Origin of the sequence: Woodsholea maritima DSM 17123, assembly GCF_000382325.1 — a bacterium.
GTDB classification, from domain to species: Bacteria; Pseudomonadota; Alphaproteobacteria; order Caulobacterales; family Maricaulaceae; genus Woodsholea; species Woodsholea maritima.
Map to the genome: position 1 here is coordinate 354,299 of NZ_KB908057.1, position 20,409 is coordinate 374,707.

Sequence of the window (20,409 nt, forward strand, 5' to 3'; positions counted from 1 at the left end):
GGGTCTCCATGCATCACGATCTAAAACCCAATACGTGGGAGTTTGAAACCTCCGCCTTAGTGAAGCCAACGGGGTTTCGTGAATATGATGCGCGCTGGTGGGTGGGTCATCCGGGCTCTGATAAAGCGCCGGAGCTGAACCTTTATGGCGTGCAGGCTTTAGGCATGGGGCTCGGCACGCTCATTCATGAGTTGGGCCGCCCGGCCAAGATCGTCACAGGTCATGATTTCCGCAGTTATTCGCTGTCGATCAAGCAGGCCCTAGAAGTGGGCTTGATGGCCGCGGGGATTGAGGTTCATGACATTGGCCTGGCCGTCTCGCCCATGGCCTATTTTGCCCAATTTGATCTGGATATTGCTTGCGTTGCGATGTGTACGGCCAGCCATAATGAAAATGGGTGGACCGGGGTCAAGATGGGGGTTGAGCCGCCTTTGACCTTTGGTCCCGAAGAGATGGAACGCTTAAAAGACATCGTCTTGAACGAAGCGTTCAAAACCAAGGCGGGCGGGGGGTATGTGCGCCAAACTAGTGTTGCACAAAATTATCTCGATGATTTGTCTGACGGTGTTTCGATCAAGCGCAAGCTGAAAGTTGTGGCGGCGTGTGGCAATGGCACGGCCGGGGCTTTCGCGCCGAAGGCTTTGGCTGCGATGGGCGTTGAGGTTATTCCGCTCGATTGCGAGCTCGATCACACCTTCCCGCGCTATAATCCGAACCCGGAAGATATGGACATGCTGCATGCGCTGCGCGATGCGGTTTTGGAGCATAAAGCCGATGTCGGCCTGGCCTTTGATGGCGATGGCGACCGTTGCGGTGTTGTGGACAATGAAGGCGACGAGATCTTTGCCGATAAGGTCGGCTTGATGATTGCGCGCGACCTTTCTGCCCAGTATGCCAATGCCAAATTTGTGGTCGATGTGAAGTCCACGGGCCTGTTCGCGATCGACCCGGTGTTAAAAGCCAATGGGGCGACCACGGATTATTGGAAGACCGGTCACTCCTATATCAAGCGTTATGCGAGCCAGAATAAGTGCTTGGCGGGTTTTGAAAAATCGGGTCACTATTTCATGCAGCCTCCAGTGGGGCGTGGTTATGATGACGGCTTGGTGGCCGCGCGGTGTATCCTGGAGATGCTGGACCGCGCACCAGATAAGACCATGGCCGATTTGAAGCGTGATTTGCCGGTCAGCTATGGTTCTCCGACCATGTCGCCCTATTGCGCGGACGAAATTAAGTATGATGTCGTAGACCGGATCGTCGCGCAGATTGAAAGCTTGAAGGTCGAAGCGCGCGCCTTTGCGGGGCGTAAAATCATTGACGTCAATACCGTCAATGGCATCCGCTTCACGTTGGAGGATGGGGCCTGGGGCTTGGTACGAGCCTCGTCCAATAAGCCCAACCTGGTTGTGGTCGTGGAAAGCCCCAATTCCCATGACGATGTTAAGGCTGTATTCCTAGCGATCAAAGACATCCTCAATCAATATTCCGAGGTCGGAGCATTCGACCAAGAAGTCTAAGCTAAAAGACGTCAGTATTAAGGTGCGTAATGAAGAAAATTCGTAAAGCGGTGCTTCCTGTTGCCGGACTTGGCACGCGTGTTCTGCCCGCTACGAAGTGCCTGCCGAAGGAAATGTTGCCGGTATTTGACCGCCCTGCGATCCAATATGTGGTGGATGAAGCGCGTGCGGCGGGGATTGAGCATTTTATCTTTGTCACGGGGCGCAACAAAACCGCGATTGAAGACTATTTCGATAGTGCGTATGAGCTTGAAAAAACTCTAGAGTATAAAAATAAAATTGGAGTTCTTGATCAGTTGCGTGATCTGTTGCCAGATCCGGGCGCGTGTAGTTTTGTACGCCAGCAATTGCCCAAAGGTTTGGGTCATGCCGTTTGGTGCGCGCGCGATGTGGTGGGTGATGAGCCGTTTGCCGTTCTGTTGCCCGACATGATTATGCGTGATGACGTGCCTTGCCTTGCGCAAATGGTTGAGGCGTATGAGCGTGTCGGAGGTAATGTTATTTCCGTTGAAGAAGTGCCCCAAGAAGACGTTTCTAAATACGGCATTGTCGATCCGGATGGTGAGCAGCACGGTCTGATCAAGATGAAGGGCATGGTGGAGAAACCCGCCCGCGAAGACGCGCCGTCGAATTACATGATTTCTGGGCGTTATATTCTTCAGCCTGAGATTTTTGACCTTTTGGAGAATCAAACTCCCGGTGCTGGCGGTGAGATTCAGCTGACCGATTCTATGTTGAGCTTAATGGGTAACAGCTCGTTTTTTGCGATGCCGTTTAAAGGCAAGACTTATGATACGGGCTCGAAGCTGGGTTATTTAGAAGCGTTTGTCGCTTTAGCGCTTGCGCATTCTGAACATGGCGATGAAAGCCGAGATCTTCTAAAAAAGATGATGAAAGACCTTTAGTTTGAAGAGGGTGCTCAGACACACTCTGAAATAAAAGATGTGATTGACCCCGCTCTGATCAATGCTATGGGCGGGGTTAATCATGAAACATAGGGCCAGAGAAAATGTGCGGAATTGTTGCTGTAGTTGGGTGTGAAAATGCGGCAGAGGACCTGTTAGAGGGGCTGCGCCGGTTGGAGTATCGTGGTTATGATTCTGCTGGCCTCGCGCTTGTCAGCGCGCAAGGGGTTCAGCGCTGGCGGGCCAAGGGCAAGGTGGCAGACCTTGAGGCCGTCATGGCCTCAGGTGATGTGCAGGGCGTGACGGGGATTGCCCATACCCGTTGGGCGACCCATGGCGTGCCGAATGAGGCCAATGCCCACCCCCATCAAGCCGGTCAGGTTTCGATCGTTCATAATGGGATTATCGAGAATTTTAAGGCGCTTCGCCAAGAGGTTACCGCCAAAGGTCGCGTCTTAACCAGTGATACGGATACCGAGGTCATCGCGCATTTGCTGGATCTGGCCTTAGAGGCCGGTGCAGCCCCTCAAGACGCCTTTATGGATGTGGTGGCGCGTCTACACGGTGCGTTTGCGCTGGCGGTTTTGATGCAAAGCGCCCCTGAAGCCATCTTTGGTGCGCGCAAAGGCGCGCCCTTGGTCGTGGGACTGTCAGAGGCGGGCCATATTCTGGCCTCGGATACGTTGGCCTTTGCGGGCAAAGCTCATTCGGTCATTTATCTGGATGAAGGTGATCGGGTGCGGGTTGAGGCCGATCAAGTCACAATCCTGGATGCGGCGGGAAGACCTGTGAACCGGGCGGTGCATGGCGCGGTCTTCTCAGCGGCATTGGCGGAAAAAGGGCCCTATCGCCATTTTATGGAGAAGGAAATTCACGAGCAACCCGAAGTGGTGGGCCGCACGCTTACGCATTATCTTGATGCGGTGGAAAGTGAAGTGCGCGCCTTTGAGGGGCTGGACTTCAAAGGCGTGTCCCGCTTGCTGATCGTGGGATGCGGTACAGCCTCTTATGCTGGACGTGTGGCTGAGTACTGGTTTGAAAAACTTGCAAATTTGCCTGTCGAGGTGGATATCGCCTCGGAGTTTCGCTATCGCGCCCCGGCCTTTTTGAAAGATGATGTTGCTCTTTTCATCTCTCAATCGGGTGAGACGGCGGACACTTTAGAGGCGATGCGCTTGTGCCAAGCCAAAGGGGTCAAGACGATCGTTCTGGTCAACGCGCCGCATTCAACCATGGCCCGTGAAGCCGATTTGGTCGTTCCTATTTTGGCGGGACCAGAGATTGGTGTGGCTTCCACGAAAGCTTTCACGTGTCAGATTTCAGCATTGGCGGCGCTTGCTGTCATGGCTGCAACCCAGCGTGGAACCATGGCGAAGGCCGATGAGCGCGCCCATGTGAGCCACTTGATTGGCTCACCCGGTTTGATGGCCACAGCGCTGGAGTTGGAAGATCAGATTATTGCCCTGGCTCATGAGATCGCGCAAACCCGCACCGTGCTCTATCTGGGGCGTGATCAGTTCTATCCGATGGCTCTTGAAGGGGCGCTGAAGCTGAAAGAAATCAGCTACATCCATGCTGAAGGCTATGCGGCGGGTGAGCTGAAACATGGTCCCATCGCACTGATTGAAGAGGGGGTCGATGTCATCGTCATTGCCCCTCACGATGAGCTCTTTGATAAAACACGTTCGTCCATCGAACAGGTGAAGAGCCGGGGTGCGCGCGTCATCGTTTTAACGGACCAGGAAGGCAGCGCAGCCCTGGCCGATGATAGTCTGATCAAGATCGTCTTGCCGGAAGCCTCATATCTCACATCGTCACTCGTGATGTCGGTGGGGATTCAATTGCTGGCTTATCACGTGGCCGTCCATAAAGGGACCGATGTGGATCAACCGCGTAATCTCGCGAAATCTGTGACTGTGGAGTAGGGGCCGGTGTTAATTATGCGCTTGGGTTAGAAATTCAGCGATTACCGGACCAGCATGCGAAGGGCGCTCCTCGTGGGCAGCATGTTCGGCAAACGCAATATTAGAAAATTCAAAGTTGAGCATGCTCTTAAGCGCCAAGACTTCCTCGAGAGAAAGTAGGAAGTCATGATCGCCTCGTATTATTAATGTTGGACATTGTATGTCTGCCATGCGTGATGCTGGATAGCCAGCTTCGGATTGGTCAAGCCAGCAAGCCCTTACCTGGTCGACAAGTTTTGAAAAATCAGCTTCTGGGTTTAACGCATTATAATATTCAACATTTTCAGGGAATAACGAACGCCACAAGTCGGGGGTCACACTGTTGAGTATGTCACGCGCTGGATCGACGGAGGTTAAGCGCCATTGAGCCCCAATTGTCACCAAGCATTTCACTGAATCAGGGTGATGTGCAGCCAAGCGGTAGCCTACAATACCGCCATCGCTAAATCCTAGCAGCGCGTAGCGCGTAATGCCCAAATGTCTTAAGACGTGTTCTACATCGCTTTGGTGTTGTGCATAGCTGAGAGAGGAGCTGCCTAGGGTTGATGCCCCATGGCCGCGAAAATCAATAAGAATTAATTTAAACCTTTCTGAGACATAGTCTAAAATGGCATCAAAATCGTGGTGGTTTCCCAAGCCGCCATGTAACAAAACAAGGGGTGGTCCTTCTTGGGCTCCTTCAATTTTATAATTTATATAAGCGCCATCGATAGTGAGGAGATTAGCGATATTTTCCACGGTAGACTCATTTTTAATAAGAAGCTCAATCGCAGAGGACGACGATAGGTTAGTCTTAATGATCCATTCATCTCTTGAAAAAAGAAGCTTGTAAACGGATTTTCTATATAAAGTTTCGAAACCTTTCGTGACTTCCCATACCGCGCTAAGCTCGCTATGCGTTGGCTCCATTCATTTGACAAGAATAGAGAAAATTCAATGTCCTCTATGATCCCTTTCATCGATCTTGATACCCAACGCCAACACCTTCAACCCGGCCTTGATCAGGCGATTGCCAAGGTGATTGCTGAAGGGCGTTATATTCTGGGGCCAGAGGTTCAAGAGCTGGAAAAGCAATTGTGTAGCTTTGGTGAGGCGCCGCAGGCTTTGGCCTGCGCCAATGGTACGGACGCCTTGGTTCTGCCTTTAGAGGCATGGGGCATAAAGGCCGGTGATGCGGTCTTCGTGCCCAGCTTCACCTTTGCCTCGACGGCGGAGGTTCTGCCTTGGGTGGGCGCGAGTGCGGTTTTTGTCGATATCGATCCAGAAACCTATTGCATGGATCCGCAAAAACTCGCCGAAGCGGTCAAAGCCATCAAAGACCAAGGTGAGCTGACCCCCAAATGCGTGATTGCGGTCGATTTGTTTGGTCAGCCTGCCGATTATCCCGCGATCAAGGCGATCTGTGATGAATATGGCCTGAAGCTCATTTCAGACTCAGCGCAAGGTTTTGGCTGCACGCTCAACGGTCATCATCCGATCCATTGGGCCGATGCGACCACGATCAGTTTCTATCCAGCCAAGCCTTTGGGCTGTTATGGGGATGGCGGCGCGGTTTTGTGCCGCGATGCTGAAACGCGCGCGCTGATGCGTTCTTATGCCATTCATGGTGAGGGCACAGAGCGTTATGAATATGCGCGTATCGGGCGCAATTCACGCTTGGATACGATCCAGGCTGCTGTTCTGTTGGAAAAGCTTAAAATCTTTGCCAAGGAAATCGACGGCCGCAATCAAGCCGCGCAGCGGTATGCTGAGGGCTTTGGCGATCTGGTTCGCCCGCATAAAGTCATTGAAGGCGGTGTTTCGGTCTGGGCACAATATACCATCGAGGTTGATGACCGCGATGGTTTCCGCGCCAAGTTGGCTGAGGCGGGTGTGCCGAGCGCGGTATATTATCCAATTCCATTGCATAAACAGGCCCCTTATGCTGTTTATCCGCAAGGTGCGGGCGGCCTGCCAGTAACTGAAGCGGCTGCGGAACGTGTTGTGTCGTTACCAATGGATGGCTATCTGGGTGGGGAACGTCAGGCCCGTGTGATTGACGCGGTCCGCGCCGCGTTGAGCTAGGCGTGGTAAATCCTGCGCGCTCAGATGTGCACGCCGATGTCGCGATCTTAATCGTCGCGTTTAACTCTGCCCATACTTTACCTCGGGTTAGTGAGGCTTTGCGTCAGCAAAGCCTTACACCTAAAGAGGTCTGGGTGCTGGAAAATGGTTCCCCGAATGCCCCTGTAACTCAGGATTTGTGCCCGGATGGCGCGCATTTGATTGTCAGTGAGACCAATTTAGGCTTTGCCGGTGGCAATAATCTCCTTGCCGCCAAAGTCTCCGCTAAGTGGCTTATTCTACTCAATCCCGATGCGTTTCCCGAGCCCGATTGGCTGGAGGCGATGATGGCCGGCGTGGCGCGCTATCCCGATTGCCCACTGTTTGGCTGTACCCAGAAAGTGGCTGATGATGATCAACGGCGTCTCGATGGTATCGGGGATGTCTATCACTTCACCGGTCTTCCCTACCGTGCGGGTTATGGCAAGGTCCTTGAGCCGCCCCAGGAGGGGTATGTTTTTGGGCCGTGCGGGGCCATGACGATGGTTGATCGCGCGTTGTTTTTAGCGCTGGGCGGGTTTGACGAAGATTTATTTTGTTATTGTGAAGACGTCGATCTGGCTTATCGGATCAATTTATTAGGTTTTCGCGCGATTCAAACAAACCATGCGGCTGTCCATCACTTGGGGTATGCCTCATCGGGGCGGCGCTCGGCCTTTGCGACCTATTATGGCGCGCGCAATAGGTTCTGGGTCTTCTTCAAGAACACGCCGGGCTGGTTGTTATGGGTTCTGAGTCCAATCCATATCGCGGTGACGCTTTTATTGTGGGTGTCTGCGGCGCGTTTTGGCCAATTCACCCTGTTTGCTAAGGCCTTAAGCGATGCGCTTAAAGGCTGGCCGCATGTGATGGCCAAGCGCCGTGACATTCAAAAAGCGCGTAAAATCTCCACTTGGGACATGGCCAAGCGGATTAATTGGAATCCGCTCAACCTCTTGACGCGCGGGGGCGATGTGCGACCCATAGGGCCGGATCGGACCAAGCGTTAGAAATTCTCTTCCTTCGGGGCAGGAATTCTGGTTTGCGCCATTCTTTTCTAAAGTATAGACCGGTATGCAATCCTCAACGCTTATAAATCCCTCGGGGGGATAGATGAATGCCTGATATTGCCCACCATCTTGCTGCGTATGCAGAGCGTTTCAAAGCTGAGCGTCCCCAGCGCACACGCCGTTTATCGGCGCATTTGCGCGCGCTTGAAGCCGAAGCGATCCATATCATGCGCGAAGTGGCGGCTGAGTTTGAGCGCCCTGTGATGTTGTATTCGATCGGCAAGGATTCCTCGGTCATGCTGCATCTGGCGATGAAGGCGTTTTATCCTTCACGCCCGCCTTTCCCGTTCCTCCACGTGGATACGACGTGGAAATTCCGCGAGATGATCACCTTCCGCGATACCATGGCGCGCGAATTGGGCCTGGATCTTCATGTTCATATCAACGCCGAAGGTGTTGAGCGTGGGATTAATCCCTTTGATCATGGCTCCTCTGTGCACACTCAGGTGATGAAGACCGAAAGCTTGCGCCAGGCGCTCAATGAAGGTCGTTTTGATGCGGCCTTTGGCGGGGCGCGCCGCGATGAAGAGAAATCGCGCGCGAAAGAGCGCATCTTCTCTTTCCGTGATGGTCATCATGGCTGGGATCCGCGCAATCAACGCCCGGAGCTATGGCGCAATTATAATACCAAGATCCGTCAAGGCGAATCGATCCGCGTCTTTCCGCTGTCCAACTGGACCGAGCTGGATATTTGGCAATATATCTTGGAAGAGGATATTCCGATTGTCCCGCTGTATTTCGCCGCAGAACGCCCCAGCGTAGAGCGTGATGGCCAGCTGTTGATGGTCGATGATGAGCGGTTCAAGTTTAACGACGGTGAGGTGGCGCAAAACCGCTCGATCCGGTTTAGGACTTTGGGCTGTTATCCGCTGACGGCCGCGATTGAATCGCGCGCGGACACTTTAGAAGACATTGTGATGGAGATGCTGGTCGCACGCACGTCAGAGCGCTCAGGGCGTTTGATTGACCATGATGAAAGCGGCTCCATGGAGAAGAAAAAGCGCGAGGGGTATTTCTAAGATGACCACACTCTCAACACGCGCCGAAGTGATTGAACGTCTATCGCGCTCTGGCCAGCGCGGGGTTTTGCGCTGCTTGACCTGTGGGTCGGTGGATGATGGCAAATCGACCTTGATCGGGCGCTTGCTGTATGATTCTAAACTGTTGTTTGAAGATCAGATCTACAGCCTGCAACGCGATTCCAGAAAACATGGCACGACCGGCGAAGAAATGGATTTCGCCCTGTTGCTCGATGGGTTGGAAGCCGAGCGGGAGCAAGGCATCACCATTGATGTGGCTTATCGCTTCTTCAACACCGAAAAGCGTAAATTCGTCATCGCCGATACGCCGGGCCATGAACAATATACCCGCAATATGGCGACGGGGGCTTCAACGGCTGATCTCGCGATCATTTTGATTGATGCGCGTAAAGGCGTTTTGGTTCAGACGCTTCGCCATACTTATATCGCCAAAATGATGGGCATTCGTCACATCGTGCTGGCCGTCAACAAGATGGATCTGGTGGAGTATTCGCGCGCGCGTTTCCATGAGATTGTCTGCGAGTATCTCAAAACCGCTGAAGGCTTGGGCTTTGAGAGCATCACCCCGATCCCGATGTCGGCGCGCTATGGCCACAATGTCTCTGAGACTTCAGCTGAGATGCCTTGGCACAAAGGCCCCACCTTGTTGGAGCATTTGGAGAGCATTGATATCGAAGGCGAAAATGCTCAAGACGCGTTTCGTTTTCCGGTGCAATGGGTCAACCGGCCCAATCTGGATTTCCGTGGCTTTTCCGGGACGATTGCGGGCGGTCAGGTCAGTGTCGGTGATGACATCACCGTCGCGCAAAGTGGTAAAACCGCCAAGATTGCCCGGATTGTGACCGCCGATGGCGATTGGGCGACGGCGGCCAAGGGTGATGCGGTGACTTTGGTGTTAGATCGTGAGATCGACATTGCGCGCGGCGATGTCATCACCTCCAGCGCGCAGCGCAGCGAGGTCTCCGATCAATTTGCGGCTGAAGTGCTGTGGATGCATGAAGATGCGCTGCTGCCCGGTCGCTCTTATCTTTTGAAAATTGGCGGCCAAGTTGTGCCCGCCAGCGTGACTGCGCTGAAACACCGCGTGGATGTGAACACCTATGATCAATTGCCCGCACGCAAGCTGGGCCTGAATGAGATCGGGGTGTGTAATGTCTCCACAGCGCGCGCCATTGCTTTTGATCCTTATAAGGATAACCGCGAAACTGGCTCTTTCATTCTGATCGACCGCTTCACCCATCAAACGGTGGGGGCGGGCATGATCGAATTTGGTCTGCGCCGGGCCAGTAATATTCACACCCATGCCATGGATGTGACCAAGGATCGCCGCGCCGCTATGAAGGGTCAAAAGCCGGTCCTGTTGTGGTTCACAGGTCTATCGGGCGCGGGTAAGTCCACGATTGCTAATCTGGTGGAGCGTAAGCTGGCCGATGCGGGCGCGCATACCTACAGCCTGGATGGCGACAATGTACGCCATGGCCTCAATAAAGATCTGGGCTTTACCGATGTCGACCGGGTGGAAAATATCCGCCGGATTGGGGAAGTGGCCAAATTGATGCTGGATGCTGGTCTGATCGTGACCTCGTCCTTCATCTCCCCCTTCCGCTCAGAACGCTCCATGGTGCGTGATCTGATGGGCGATCAGGAATTTGTTGAGATCTTCATCGACGCCCCGATCAGCGTGTGTGAACAACGTGATCCCAAGGGGCTTTATAAAAAGGCCAAGGCGGGCGAGATCAAAAACTTCACCGGTTTTGATAGCCCTTATGAAAGCCCTGAAGCGCCGGAAGTGCACATTGATACCTCGCTGGTCAGTGCCGAAGATGGCGCCAATCAGATCATTGCGTATCTGAATGCGACAGGTCGCTTTGGTTAGTCGCGTTTAAGGTGTTAGGGCCAGGACGGGCCTGAAGAAGGCGCAAAAATTCAGTGCGTTCTTCGCATACGGACAGCTTCTTCTCGGCGAGGAGAAGCTGTTCTTTTGTCGTGAACAGGATATCGCGTAAATCCTTGATATATTGAGTGTGATCGTCAATTTCCTTGGCCTTGCGCCCGCCAATCCATAATAGTCCCCCTAAGGTGGACAAGATCCCAAACCATTGAAGCATATCGCTGATCCAGTGCATGGCCTATTCCTTATGAGGTGCGGCCTGGGTCATCGCCCCCTGGGCGGTGATGGTGATGGAAAACCCGCCCAGGCTCGCCGGGATCAAAAGCTGATGGTGGCGATCATACTCCCACTCACCAATATGAAGGCAGAGGCCAGCTTTGCCCTCAGGTGTTTCGATGATGCCCAAACCTTGTGCGATCGCACTCATCCCCAATTGGGCATTGGTCTCGGTTGAAAAGCGCAGCTGGGGGAGAAGGACCAGAACATGAAGCGCCTCATGTGCGGTAACCAGGCGGGCAAAGGCGCGCTCATCATCCAGCAAATGATCTAGCTGCGCATAGTCGAGATCGGGGGCCATGGCGGTTCCTTTAGACGTAAAGGCTGGCCCAGAGAGGTAAGGCTCTGGGCCAAAGGCAATGTGATTTAGATTTCAATCGTGACGGCGTGACCGGCCGCGGTGGTCAGCTCGGTCAACACTGTGGTGATTGGATTGGCAAAGGATACCCCAGCCGCCGCATTGTCAGCAAAATAAAGTCCGACAGGTTGGTTTTTAACCTGATCGGTGACGAGTGAACCGGAATCGCCTGCCGCACCGAAGGCCCCGCTCGTGCCGGTGATCTCAATCTGGTTGATGAAATGGGCGATGCGCGGCGCGGCCGCTGTGCCGTAATTGACGTTTTGCACAACCGCTGCGGCAGAGATGGATCCGCGTGTGGTGCCGGTGGTGCGCCCGGATTTTTGTACGCTTTGTTTCAGGCGCGGGGCCAGATTGGGCGTGCCGATTTTCTTGGGATCTTTACCGCCGCGGGTGACACCAGGAATGGCATTGGCGGCATTGCCTAAATTGCCGATGGCGGCGTCAACCTGGTTATTGGCCCCGGCTCCGAAATTGATGGCAACAACGGGGCCGACAGTGGCGATATTGTCGGCGGGCACTGCCCCGCCATCCAAACGTCCCGGCTGGCAGATATTCACATTGACGCCGGCGGGATCGACGAAGACGTGATTATTGCTGAGAAGCGCGCGATTGCCGTTATATTTGATGGTGCAAGCCAAAGTTCCTGCTGCGTTGGCTCCGCTATTATGGATGGAAAATCCGCCCGGCACGGGCCGTTGACGGGTGCGATAGCCCGCCCCGGCACGCACATCGCCAATCACGCGGATATGAACCGGGATGCTGCTGATTTCGCTGGGAAAGCTAGGCCGCCCCGTGATTTCATTGGTGTATTCGCGCACGCGCAGGCTGAGGGCTGGGCGATTAACTTCGCTGCCATTGATATTATGGTGGGTGATGGCCAGGCCCGTGACATTTTGCGGGTGGGTGATGTCATCAAAGGCATCATAATCATGAACTTGATCGAGGAAATACATCTCGTAAAGCTCATGATAGGCGGCCATCAGCGTGTCGAACTCTGTATCATCTTGCAGCAGGTGATGGATTTGATCGATCTCTAGATCGGGGCGCATATCGCTCTCCTATATCCGAAAAAAAGGGCTGATGACGTGCATCAGCCCCGAAGTGTGATTTAGTCGGCGACAGTGCCGGAGCCGTCGAAGACCATTTTCTCGCTGATAACGCCTAAGAGCAGCGGCAGCGTGCTCTTAACAGGGCCGATGACGATCGTGTTGCTATCGTCATGGAACTGAACATCGGTTTTATTGGCGTAGTAAGAATGGTGGGCGCTGCCAATGGAGAAGGGACCAATATTGATGGAGGTCGTGGTCTCTGACTTGAAGACCGAATTCATATACTGATAGTCAGAATGGCTGAGCGTCAGGGTGATCTTTGGTTCAAAGCCAATAATGGCCTGGGTTGGGATCCGACCCAGAGAGCCATTAGGGCCAAAGAAATCAGGCGCGTTTTTCAAAAGCTTATTGTGGTAGTTCTGAATGAGGCCGCGTTGGAACCACTTGCCTGGGGTCAGCATGAAAGCGCCAAGCCCGGTGAAGGCCGCTTCGAACGAGAAAGCTTGGTTTTTATAATCAAAGGTGTGGGTGTCGCTGGAAGAGGAATGTTGAACCTCTACATCGACGAACCAGTCATCAAAGCCGCCACTGCCGCTGGCGCTCCAGCCAAAATGGTTCCAGGATTCAGCCGTAGACGAACTATCGAATTTGATGACTTGGCCGGTTTGGCCGCTGGCGCTGGCGGTTTGCCATTCTTGATATTTCTGGGTGAAGCCATCGATGGAGAAGGCGGGCGCAAAGCTGGAAATCAGGCTGGAGGCCGGGGTGGCAGGGGTCGCGCCGGGCAGAACAGGCGTGCTGCCCGCAGGGGCTATGGTGCCCGTTTTTACGCCCATATTATACGGCGTCTGCAGGGTGATGTCATTGGCACCGGACGAAACGCTCAGCATATCGCGGGCTTGGGCAATCACTTCGTATCCCGCACCGTATTTTTGCGTCATCAATTGCTGCCACTTGCTGGTCGAGGCAGAAAGCGCATTGCGGGCCTGAATATAGGTGGGGTATTGGCTCTGCACATAGGCGGGGAAGGTGATATTCGGCGCGATTTGCTTGTATTGGGTCCAGCCCGTGATCGCCTTTCCCTGCACATCGGCATAATTGGTCTGCGCCGTATTCATGGAACTGGCCGCGATATTGATCTGGCTGTCGAGGTTTGGGTTGGTATCGCCGCCCAGGTCGATATTATCGAGGAAAACCTGATAGCTGGACACCAGATCGCTTTGCGGGGTGTAAGACGGGCTGGCGGCGGGGATCGCATTGCCGATCTGGTAGATATATTCATTGACCACATCCGGGTCGCTATTACCCAAATCGACGGAAAGATTGGCAGAGGCGAAATTCATCCCCTGCTTGCTGGGGTCAAATTGACCTGTCGTTACAGTTTGAAGAAGTTGGGATGCATATTGCCCCCATACATCACCAGTAGATGCATTCGCCATTTTTTATTTCTCCTCGATTTTTTATATTGAAAAACCCGGACGAAAAATCGGGTCGTGAATGGCGTAAACCAACAATCAGAGGGCGAAACTGGGGAAGTCTTCCCTATATCTTTAAAAAAGAAAATCGCGTTCAATGAGTGCGCGACTCTAAAAATTTTCCATTGAAAACAATGCATAAGGGTGATTCTGTGCAGAAATTGAACCGGCGCGATGTGCTGGGGGCGGGGCTTGGCTTTTCCCTTTTAGGGTGTAAGGCGCCAGGCGCTCCCGATGCGTTCCATTTGGGCGTAGATGTCAGCAATAATAATGGTGAAGTAAACTGGGCGCAGGTTAAGCGTGCTGGGGTGGGCTTTGCTTATATAAAGGCCTCGCAAGGCGAGGTCACAAAAGACCCCCTCTATGATCACAATCTTGCAGGTGCACGTGCGGCGGGACTGATCATCGGCAGCTATCATCTCTTTGCACCGGGTGAGCATGGCGTGCCCCAAGCGCAAAACTTTCTGCGTTCCGCGCAGTTTCAGGCGTGTGATTTACCCCCGATGTTGGATCTGGAAACCGAAGCCGAGCCCGCTCAGAGCGATCAATACCGAAGCCGGGTCGAAGATTGGCTCAGCACGGTGGGCACCGGGCTCAGTCAGCAAGGCTATCGCGATCATGCAGCGGGGCTATATCTGCGCCGTGATATTTGGCAAAGCCTGGGCGAGCCGGACTGGTCTGTATATCCCTTATGGATCGCCGAATGGGATGTGGCGAGCCCAAGCTTACCCCAAGTATGGCAGGACTATTGTGTATGGCAGTATACAGACCAAGGCCGGATTGCGGGGATTTCAACCCCTATTGACCTGTCACGCGGCGGACCGGCGCTTCAGGCTCATCGGTTATGATTTCTGCTGAAAGGCTCTTAGGGCTTTTTGCGTAATCCCGAAGTCTTTCAAGATGTCATCCTTGTCGATGTGATGCTTGATGGCGATCTGAATGGCGGCACGCCGGATCGCGGTGAAAATACCCCAACTAGAAGGCAGATCCACCACATAGGTGGGCGCGGAGCCTTTGAGTAAGGCTTCCAGGGTTGAGTGGGCGAGATCAACGCCTAGGCGGGTTTGTAGCTTGTCCTTATTCTGAGGAACATAGAGCCGCCGACCGCCGGTTCGCCGTTGCATGCGAAACAATGTGTCGAAACCTTCGCGCCCGGCAATTTCCGCTGCGATCCACGGCAGAGCCGCCAAGACTGTGGTGTGATGAGCATTGCAGAAGGCGACGAGCTCGCGATAATCTGCGGACGCTTCGCTGGGAATCCCCTTGAAGTATTCTGGAAACATGATGCTTCCCCCTTTGGGTGTTTGAAACTGCGCGCCGCGATGGCGTGCAGTTTCAAAGCTTTGGGGGAGATAGCGGAGTTTGTAAGTACTTATTACTGAGGCTTTAGCGAATGAAATTTCGCGCTTTAACCGCGTGCGATGAAGGCTGCGTTGAGATAGCCCGCATCCGTTTTGCCATAGAGGAAGGGCGTGCCATCAGGGTTCGTCACGCTGCCGCCCGCGGCGTTTAAAACGCCATGACCTGCGGCGGTATCCCATTCCATGGTTGGGCCGAAACGCGGATAAAGATGGGCTTTGCCTTCTGCCAGCAGGCAGAATTTCAGCGAAGACCCGGCGCTGACCGTATCGCTGACCCCGGCTTGCTTGGCGAAGTTCAAGGTTTCTTCATCCGCATGCGAACGGCTCATCACCGCGATCATCGCACCGGCTTTGCCCTTTTGTGTATGAAGGCGTTCGGCATTTCCGAGAGAAAAGCTTTCACCAGGGGCAATGTCTAAGGCATAGGCGGCCTCACCGCCCCAATAAAGCCGGGCTTTGGCCGGGGCATAGACGGCTCCGGCGAGGGGGTGGCGATCGCGGATATAGGCGATGTTGATCGTAAACTCATCGCGCTTATTGATGAATTCCTTGGTGCCATCGACGGGATCGACCAGGATGAAATCGCCATCAATATCGGGGCGTAACCCGGCGGCAAAGCTTTCTTCAGCCAGAACCGGAATATCGGGCAGGCCCGCTTGAAGGGCGTCGAGGATAATCGCCTCCGCGCGTTGATCGGCCAGGGTGACGGGCGATTTATCGGCTTTTTGTTCCGGGGTGAAATCGCTGTGATAGACCTCCATGACCGCAGGGCCAGCCGATAAACAGATGCGCGCAAACAATTCGCTTAAGGCCTGGGCAGAAAAATCGGTCATATTTCTCTCATTTATTGGGAACATCACAAAGCTTTAGGCGTTCATAGCCATTGGTGTAAAAGAGCTGAAGTAAAAATGTCGGCTTTTTGCGACCAAAGCCCTTGCTTCTTGCGGGGCAGCATTGGATTCTAGGCCTCATGACGCAGGACACCCCACCTTTTTCTTCCCATGAAGATCCACTGATGATCGCCGAAGCGCGGCTGAATCAGGCGATTGATCGCGTGGCCATGCGCATGCGTGCGTTAGAGATCAAAGCCGCTGCAGCGGGGGATGTCGCGAGCGATGAGGGGCATCAAGAATTAGTCGCAGCCCTGGAAGCGGCCCATGGGCGCGAAGATCAGTTAAGCCAAGTCGCTCAAGAAGCCTCACAGGCCTTGGGCATCGCGATCCAAGAGCTGCAAAATCTCAAAGCTCAAGAGTCTGCGCCAAACCTTGAGCTAGACGCGGCCCCGCACGAGGAGGCCCTCGATGAGCGCTAAGATCACCGTTACTATCAATGGGCGCGCCTTTCCCATCGGCTGTCAGGATGGCGAGCAACGCTATCTGCGCGAACTGGCCCACCATGTCGATAATCATGTGCGCAATCTGGCGGGCCAAGTCGGCCAGATCGGGGATTTGCGCCTGCTCTTGATGGCCGCTTTAGTCATCACCGATGAGCAAAAAGAGCTAAAGCGCCAGATTGCGGCATTGGAAGAGGACAATCAGGCCTTGCGCGATCAGCAGAACCAGGGCGAGGCGGTTGAGTTTGAGGCGCGGGCTATCGCGGCGGATGTTTTACTGCGCGCGGCCAAGCGGTTAGAAGAATTGGCACCTGAAACTGGACAAGAGGCTTGAGCCGAGGATCGCCAAAGCCCACATTGACCTTGGTGACTGCTGGAGCGTACGTCAGACAATAAACACCCGGCGACCTTACATCTCTGAATGGGAGCTGCCTCTGACTTAGGCCGTGGCCTTTGACACGCGGTGCCCACCTGGTACTCCGGGTCATCAGGGTTGTTAGAAACGTCAACGGCGCATTTGGGGTCACCACCTATGCTCGCACAGTTAAAACGCACCGGCATGACCTTGTTTGAAGGGCGAAAGTCCAAGGTCCGCCGCAAAGCCCTTCAAGCGCGTAAAACCGCCTTCGCCGATGATCCCAGGGCCGGTGAAGCGTTGATTTCGCATTTTCCCGATGAGATTTGGCCGCCTTTGAACTCCAGCGTTGCGGGCTATTGGCCGCTGCGTGATGAGATGGATCCGCGCCCTTTGATGGAAGTGTTTTATTGCGAGCAGGTGCGTATGGCCTTGCCCTGCGTGGAAGCCCGCGATCATCCTTTGGTCTTTCGTGCCTGGCAGCCGGGGGCAGAGCTGAACGCGGCCCGCTTTGGCGTGCAAGAACCCGATCCGTCTCTACCTGAAGTGCGCCCCAGCCTGGTTCTGGTCCCGCTCGTCGCCTTTGATGACAAGGGCGGGCGGTTGGGCTATGGCGGGGGCTATTATGATCGTACGCTCGCGGCGTTAAGCGCCCTGGGTCCGGTAACAACGGTGGGGCTCGCCTATGAGGCCCAAAGGGTCAAAGCTGTACCCAAGGCGCGTTTTGATGTCGCCTTGGATTGGATTGTCACCGAAAAGCGCGCATATCAGGGCGCGCCACGAGCGTAAGTTTAGTTTTTAGGTGTGTCAGGATCAGCCATGCGGATCGCTTTTTTCGGAGATGTTGTCGGGAAATCAGGGCGTAAAGCCGTTGCAGATCATCTGCCGGGCCTGCGCGAGCGTTTGAAACTCGATTTCGTCATCATCAATGCGGAAAACGCGGCGGCCGGATTTGGCATTACGGAACGCACCGCGAATGAGCTTTATGATGCGGGCGCGGATGTTTTGACCCTGGGTAATCACGCCTGGGATCAGTCCGAAACCTTAAGCTATATCGAGCGCGAGCCGCGCTTGCTGCGCCCGGTCAACTACCCCGAAGGTACCGCGCCAGGTAAAGGCGCTTTCCTTTATGATCTTCCTGATGGGCGCCGGATTTTGGTGATGAATGTGCTGTTGCGCCTTTTCATGCAGACCCTTGATGATCCCTTCGCCAGCATTGACCGCCAGCTGGAAGCCTGTCCGCTGGGCATGGCCTGTGATGCGATTGTGGTCGATATGCATGGCGAAGCGACCAGCGAAAAACACGCCATGGGCCATTTTTGTGATGGACGTGCCAGCCTGGTGGTGGGAACCCACACCCATATTCCCACGGCCGATCATCAAATCCTGCCTCAGGGTACGGCCTATCAAACCGATGCTGGCATGAGCGGTGATTATGATTCCGTCATTGGCATGCAAAAGGAAGAACCCATAGCGCGCTTCGTCACCCATATGCGCTCAGGCCGGTTCCAACCTGCAACAGGTGAAGGCACACTGAGCGGGGTCTTTATTGAGACGGATGACGCCACGGGTCTGGCCATACGCTGTGAGGCGATCCGCCTGGGCGGTCGCCTGTCACAGATTGAACCAACACTTTAAAGCGTTGTGGTCTGGTTCTAGGTCTTCGGAGCTTTTACCGATTTGATGACGTCGCAGACTTCATTGACGACTTTTTTGACCCGCTCGGCTTCACCTTCTGCCATCACACGGATCACCGGTTCAGTGCCGGATTTACGCACGAACAGGCGGCCATTGGCACCCAGGGCTTCTTCGCCAACTTTGAGCGCGTCTTTGACCGCTTGGGTGGCCAAGGGGTCAGTGCCCTGTTGATAACGGACATTCTTTAGCAGCTGCGGTGAAGGCGTGAAAACGCGTAAGACTTCACTGGCCGGTTTTTTGGCTTTGATCAGGACCGATAACAGCTGTAGCGCCGCGATCAGGCCATCACCGGTAGGGCCATAATCAGGCAGTACGATATGGCCAGATTGTTCGCCGCCAACATTGGCCCCGGTTTTACGCATATTCTCAACGACATAGCGATCGCCGACCTTGGTGCGCACCATCTCCAGATCTTGGGTCTTTAAAAATTGCTCAAGGGCGATATTGGACATCTGAGTGGTGATGACTTGATTGGTTTTTAACCGGCCTTCACGCTTCCAGACCGAGGCAATAACGCCGATCAGCTGATCACCATCAATGATCTGGCCTTTTTCATCGCAGACAATCAGACGGTCCGCATCGCCATCGAGGGCCAGACCAATATCCGCGCGATATTTCACGACTTCCTGGGCCAAACCTTCAGGCGAGACCGCGCCGCAATCCTCGTTAATGTTGAAGCCATTGGGCTCATCATTGAGCGGGACCACTTCTGCGCCCAATTCCCATAGAACCGCCGGTGCCACATGATAGGCTGCACCATTGGCGCAATCAATGACAATACGTAGACCTGAAAGGCGCATTTGGCGTGGGAAGGTCGCCTTGACAATTTCCATATAGCGCGCGCTGGCATCATCAATGCGCTTGGCCCGCCCCACTTGGGTGGGTTCTGCTAAGGACAGGGCGTGATCGCCATCCATTAAAGCTTCGATTTCCAGCTCCGCCTTGTCATCCAGCTTTTGACCATCGGGGCCAAACAGTTTGATGCCATTGTCCTGGAAGGGGTTATGCGAAGCGGTAATCATCACTCCCATATCAGCGCGCAGTGAGCGGGTCAAAATCGCCACCGCTGGGGTCGGTAATGGCCCGAACAGCGAAACATCCATTCCCGCAGAGGTGAAGCCGGCCATCAGGGCGGATTCCAGCATATAACCAGAAAGCCGGGTGTCTTTGCCGATCACGACAGAATGGCGACGTGTATCGTCTTTTCTAAAATATGTGGCCGCGGCCATGCCTAAACGCATGGCCATTTCAGCGGTCATAGGAAATTTATTGGTGGTACCGCGAATACCATCCGTACCAAAATAACGTTTAACCATGGAAATGCCCCTAGATTATTTTAAACCGTTACGCCCGGTCTTAGCCCAATCGTTTAAAAAAGCCTCTAACCCTTTATCCGTTAAAGGGTGTTTCACAAGCCCATCAAAAATTTGCGGCGGGATAGTGGCCGCATCGCATCCGACCATGGCCGCGGCTTCAACATGGGCCATCGAGCGCAAGGATGCCGCCAGGATTTGGGTCATATAGCCATAGTGATCATAAACGCGGCGAATGTCTTCGAGAAGGCCAATGCCGTCCCCGCCCATATCTTCAATTCGGCCCACGAAGGGAGACACGAAAGTCGCCCCGGCCTTGGCGGCCAGCAAGGCTTGATTGACCGAGAAACACAAAGTCACATTGGTCGGAATGCCTTCATCGCTTAGCGCGCGGCACGCGATCAGACCCTGCGCGGTCAAGGGGAGTTTAACCACGACATTATCGGCGATGGCGCGCAGTTTTTTGCCTTCTTCGATCATGCCTTCAGCTTGGGTGGCAACCACCTCAGCTGAGATCGGGCCGTCGACCAGAGCGCAAATCTGTGTGATGGCCTCAAAAATATCCGCGCCCGCTTTGACGATCAGCGAAGGGTTGGTGGTTACACCATCCACGAGGCCAGCCTCTAAACGCGAGGAAATTTCAGAAACATCGGCGGTATCGAGAAAGATCTGCATTGGGCCTCTCCATCAGCTTGAGCGTGGGCTTTTGTTAAGCGTTT

At 54.2% G+C, this 20,409-nt stretch carries 21 protein-coding genes and 1 other RNA gene; 13 read left to right on the forward strand and 9 right to left on the reverse strand.

Going from position 1 to position 20,409, the window contains the following annotated elements; genetic code table 11:
• Positions 1-8: 8 nt before the first annotated feature.
• The 3 genes from H151_RS0107200 to glmS all read left to right on the forward strand — a co-directional run bounded on the left by H151_RS0107200 (position 9) and on the right by glmS (position 4,347).
• Positions 9-1,517, forward strand: coding sequence for a phosphomannomutase/phosphoglucomutase (locus H151_RS0107200; protein WP_019960977.1), 1,509 nt, complete (start codon positions 9-11; stop codon positions 1,515-1,517).
• A 29-nt stretch (positions 1,518-1,546) separates the two neighbouring features.
• A complete protein-coding gene (galU, locus tag H151_RS0107205; protein WP_019960978.1) occupies positions 1,547-2,422 on the forward strand; it encodes a UTP--glucose-1-phosphate uridylyltransferase GalU in 876 nt (291 codons plus the stop codon).
• 104 nt (positions 2,423-2,526) lie between these two features.
• Positions 2,527-4,347, forward strand: coding sequence for a glutamine--fructose-6-phosphate transaminase (isomerizing) (glmS, locus tag H151_RS0107210; RefSeq protein ID WP_019960979.1), 1,821 nt, complete (start codon positions 2,527-2,529; stop codon positions 4,345-4,347).
• A gap of 9 nt (positions 4,348-4,356) precedes the next feature.
• Here the strand turns inward: glmS and H151_RS0107215 are convergent, their stop codons facing one another.
• Positions 4,357-5,124, reverse strand: coding sequence for an alpha/beta fold hydrolase (locus H151_RS0107215; protein ID WP_026353888.1), 768 nt, complete (start codon positions 5,122-5,124; stop codon positions 4,357-4,359).
• Between the two features lie 198 nt (positions 5,125-5,322).
• Between H151_RS0107215 and H151_RS0107220 the strand changes: the two genes are divergently transcribed.
• The 4 genes from H151_RS0107220 to cysN all read left to right on the forward strand — a co-directional run bounded on the left by H151_RS0107220 (position 5,323) and on the right by cysN (position 10,454).
• Positions 5,323-6,450: a DegT/DnrJ/EryC1/StrS family aminotransferase gene (locus tag H151_RS0107220; RefSeq protein WP_019960981.1), complete on the forward strand. Its 1,128-nt coding sequence runs from the start codon at positions 5,323-5,325 to the stop codon at positions 6,448-6,450.
• A gap of 2 nt (positions 6,451-6,452) precedes the next feature.
• The gene (locus tag H151_RS15800; protein WP_019960982.1) at positions 6,453-7,478 is read left to right on the forward strand and encodes a glycosyltransferase family 2 protein; all 1,026 of its coding nucleotides are present in this window, start codon (positions 6,453-6,455) and stop codon (positions 7,476-7,478) included.
• A 227-nt stretch (positions 7,479-7,705) separates the two neighbouring features.
• Positions 7,706-8,557 (forward strand): sulfate adenylyltransferase subunit CysD, encoded by an 852-nt coding sequence (cysD, locus tag H151_RS0107230; RefSeq protein WP_051088967.1) that lies wholly within the window; start codon positions 7,706-7,708, stop codon positions 8,555-8,557.
• Position 8,558: 1 nt separating this feature from the next.
• Complete coding sequence (cysN, locus tag H151_RS0107235; protein WP_019960984.1) at positions 8,559-10,454, forward strand: sulfate adenylyltransferase subunit CysN; 1,896 nt, start codon at positions 8,559-8,561, stop codon at positions 10,452-10,454.
• Here the strand turns inward: cysN and H151_RS0107240 are convergent.
• The 4 genes from H151_RS0107240 to H151_RS0107255 form a co-directional block, all read right to left on the reverse strand.
• Positions 10,417-10,704 (reverse strand): hypothetical protein, encoded by a 288-nt coding sequence (locus H151_RS0107240; protein WP_019960985.1) that lies wholly within the window; start codon positions 10,702-10,704, stop codon positions 10,417-10,419. The genes cysN and H151_RS0107240 overlap by 38 nt on opposite strands.
• A gap of 3 nt (positions 10,705-10,707) precedes the next feature.
• A complete protein-coding gene (locus H151_RS0107245; RefSeq protein ID WP_019960986.1) occupies positions 10,708-11,046 on the reverse strand; it encodes a hypothetical protein in 339 nt (112 codons plus the stop codon).
• Positions 11,047-11,111: 65 nt separating this feature from the next.
• Positions 11,112-12,155, reverse strand: a complete 1,044-nt coding sequence (locus H151_RS16980; protein WP_019960987.1) for a hypothetical protein — start codon at positions 12,153-12,155, stop codon at positions 11,112-11,114.
• A 59-nt stretch (positions 12,156-12,214) separates the two neighbouring features.
• Positions 12,215-13,594: a hypothetical protein gene (locus tag H151_RS0107255; protein ID WP_026353891.1), complete on the reverse strand. Its 1,380-nt coding sequence runs from the start codon at positions 13,592-13,594 to the stop codon at positions 12,215-12,217.
• A 188-nt stretch (positions 13,595-13,782) separates the two neighbouring features.
• Here H151_RS0107255 and H151_RS0107260 point away from each other — a divergent pair, with 188 nt between their 5' ends.
• Positions 13,783-14,478: a glycoside hydrolase family 25 protein gene (locus H151_RS0107260; protein WP_169336723.1), complete on the forward strand. Its 696-nt coding sequence runs from the start codon at positions 13,783-13,785 to the stop codon at positions 14,476-14,478.
• Here H151_RS0107260 and H151_RS0107265 read toward each other — a convergent pair.
• Both H151_RS0107265 and cysQ read right to left on the reverse strand, forming a co-directional pair.
• Entirely contained in the window at positions 14,473-14,913 is a 441-nt protein-coding gene (locus H151_RS0107265) for a hypothetical protein (protein ID WP_019960990.1), read from the reverse strand. The two genes, H151_RS0107260 and H151_RS0107265, sit on opposite strands and share 6 nt — an antisense overlap.
• Before the next feature lie 125 nt (positions 14,914-15,038).
• A complete protein-coding gene (cysQ, locus tag H151_RS0107270) occupies positions 15,039-15,824 on the reverse strand; it encodes a 3'(2'),5'-bisphosphate nucleotidase CysQ (protein WP_019960991.1) in 786 nt (261 codons plus the stop codon).
• A 137-nt stretch (positions 15,825-15,961) separates the two neighbouring features.
• Between cysQ and H151_RS0107275 the strand changes: the two genes are divergently transcribed.
• The 5 genes from H151_RS0107275 (at position 15,962) to H151_RS0107290 (ending at position 18,317) form a co-directional block, all read left to right on the forward strand.
• A complete protein-coding gene (locus H151_RS0107275; protein WP_026353892.1) occupies positions 15,962-16,303 on the forward strand; it encodes a hypothetical protein in 342 nt (113 codons plus the stop codon).
• The gene (locus tag H151_RS0107280) at positions 16,293-16,658 is read left to right on the forward strand and encodes a cell division protein ZapA (protein ID WP_019960993.1); all 366 of its coding nucleotides are present in this window, start codon (positions 16,293-16,295) and stop codon (positions 16,656-16,658) included. Before H151_RS0107275 ends, H151_RS0107280 begins: the two co-directional genes overlap by 11 nt.
• Positions 16,659-16,691: 33 nt before the next feature.
• Positions 16,692-16,851: non-coding RNA, 6S RNA (ssrS, locus tag H151_RS17355), on the forward strand.
• Positions 16,852-16,856: 5 nt separating this feature from the next.
• Entirely contained in the window at positions 16,857-17,468 is a 612-nt protein-coding gene (locus H151_RS0107285; RefSeq protein ID WP_019960994.1) for a 5-formyltetrahydrofolate cyclo-ligase, read from the forward strand.
• A 30-nt stretch (positions 17,469-17,498) separates the two neighbouring features.
• A complete protein-coding gene (locus H151_RS0107290; RefSeq protein ID WP_019960995.1) occupies positions 17,499-18,317 on the forward strand; it encodes a TIGR00282 family metallophosphoesterase in 819 nt (272 codons plus the stop codon).
• 17 nt (positions 18,318-18,334) lie between these two features.
• Here the strand turns inward: H151_RS0107290 and glmM are convergent, their stop codons facing one another.
• Positions 18,335-19,693: a phosphoglucosamine mutase gene (glmM, locus tag H151_RS0107295; protein ID WP_019960996.1), complete on the reverse strand. Its 1,359-nt coding sequence runs from the start codon at positions 19,691-19,693 to the stop codon at positions 18,335-18,337.
• Positions 19,694-19,708: 15 nt separating this feature from the next.
• Positions 19,709-20,365, reverse strand: coding sequence for a fructose-6-phosphate aldolase (fsa, locus tag H151_RS0107300; RefSeq protein ID WP_019960997.1), 657 nt, complete (start codon positions 20,363-20,365; stop codon positions 19,709-19,711).
• Between the last annotated feature and the right edge of the window lie 44 nt (positions 20,366-20,409).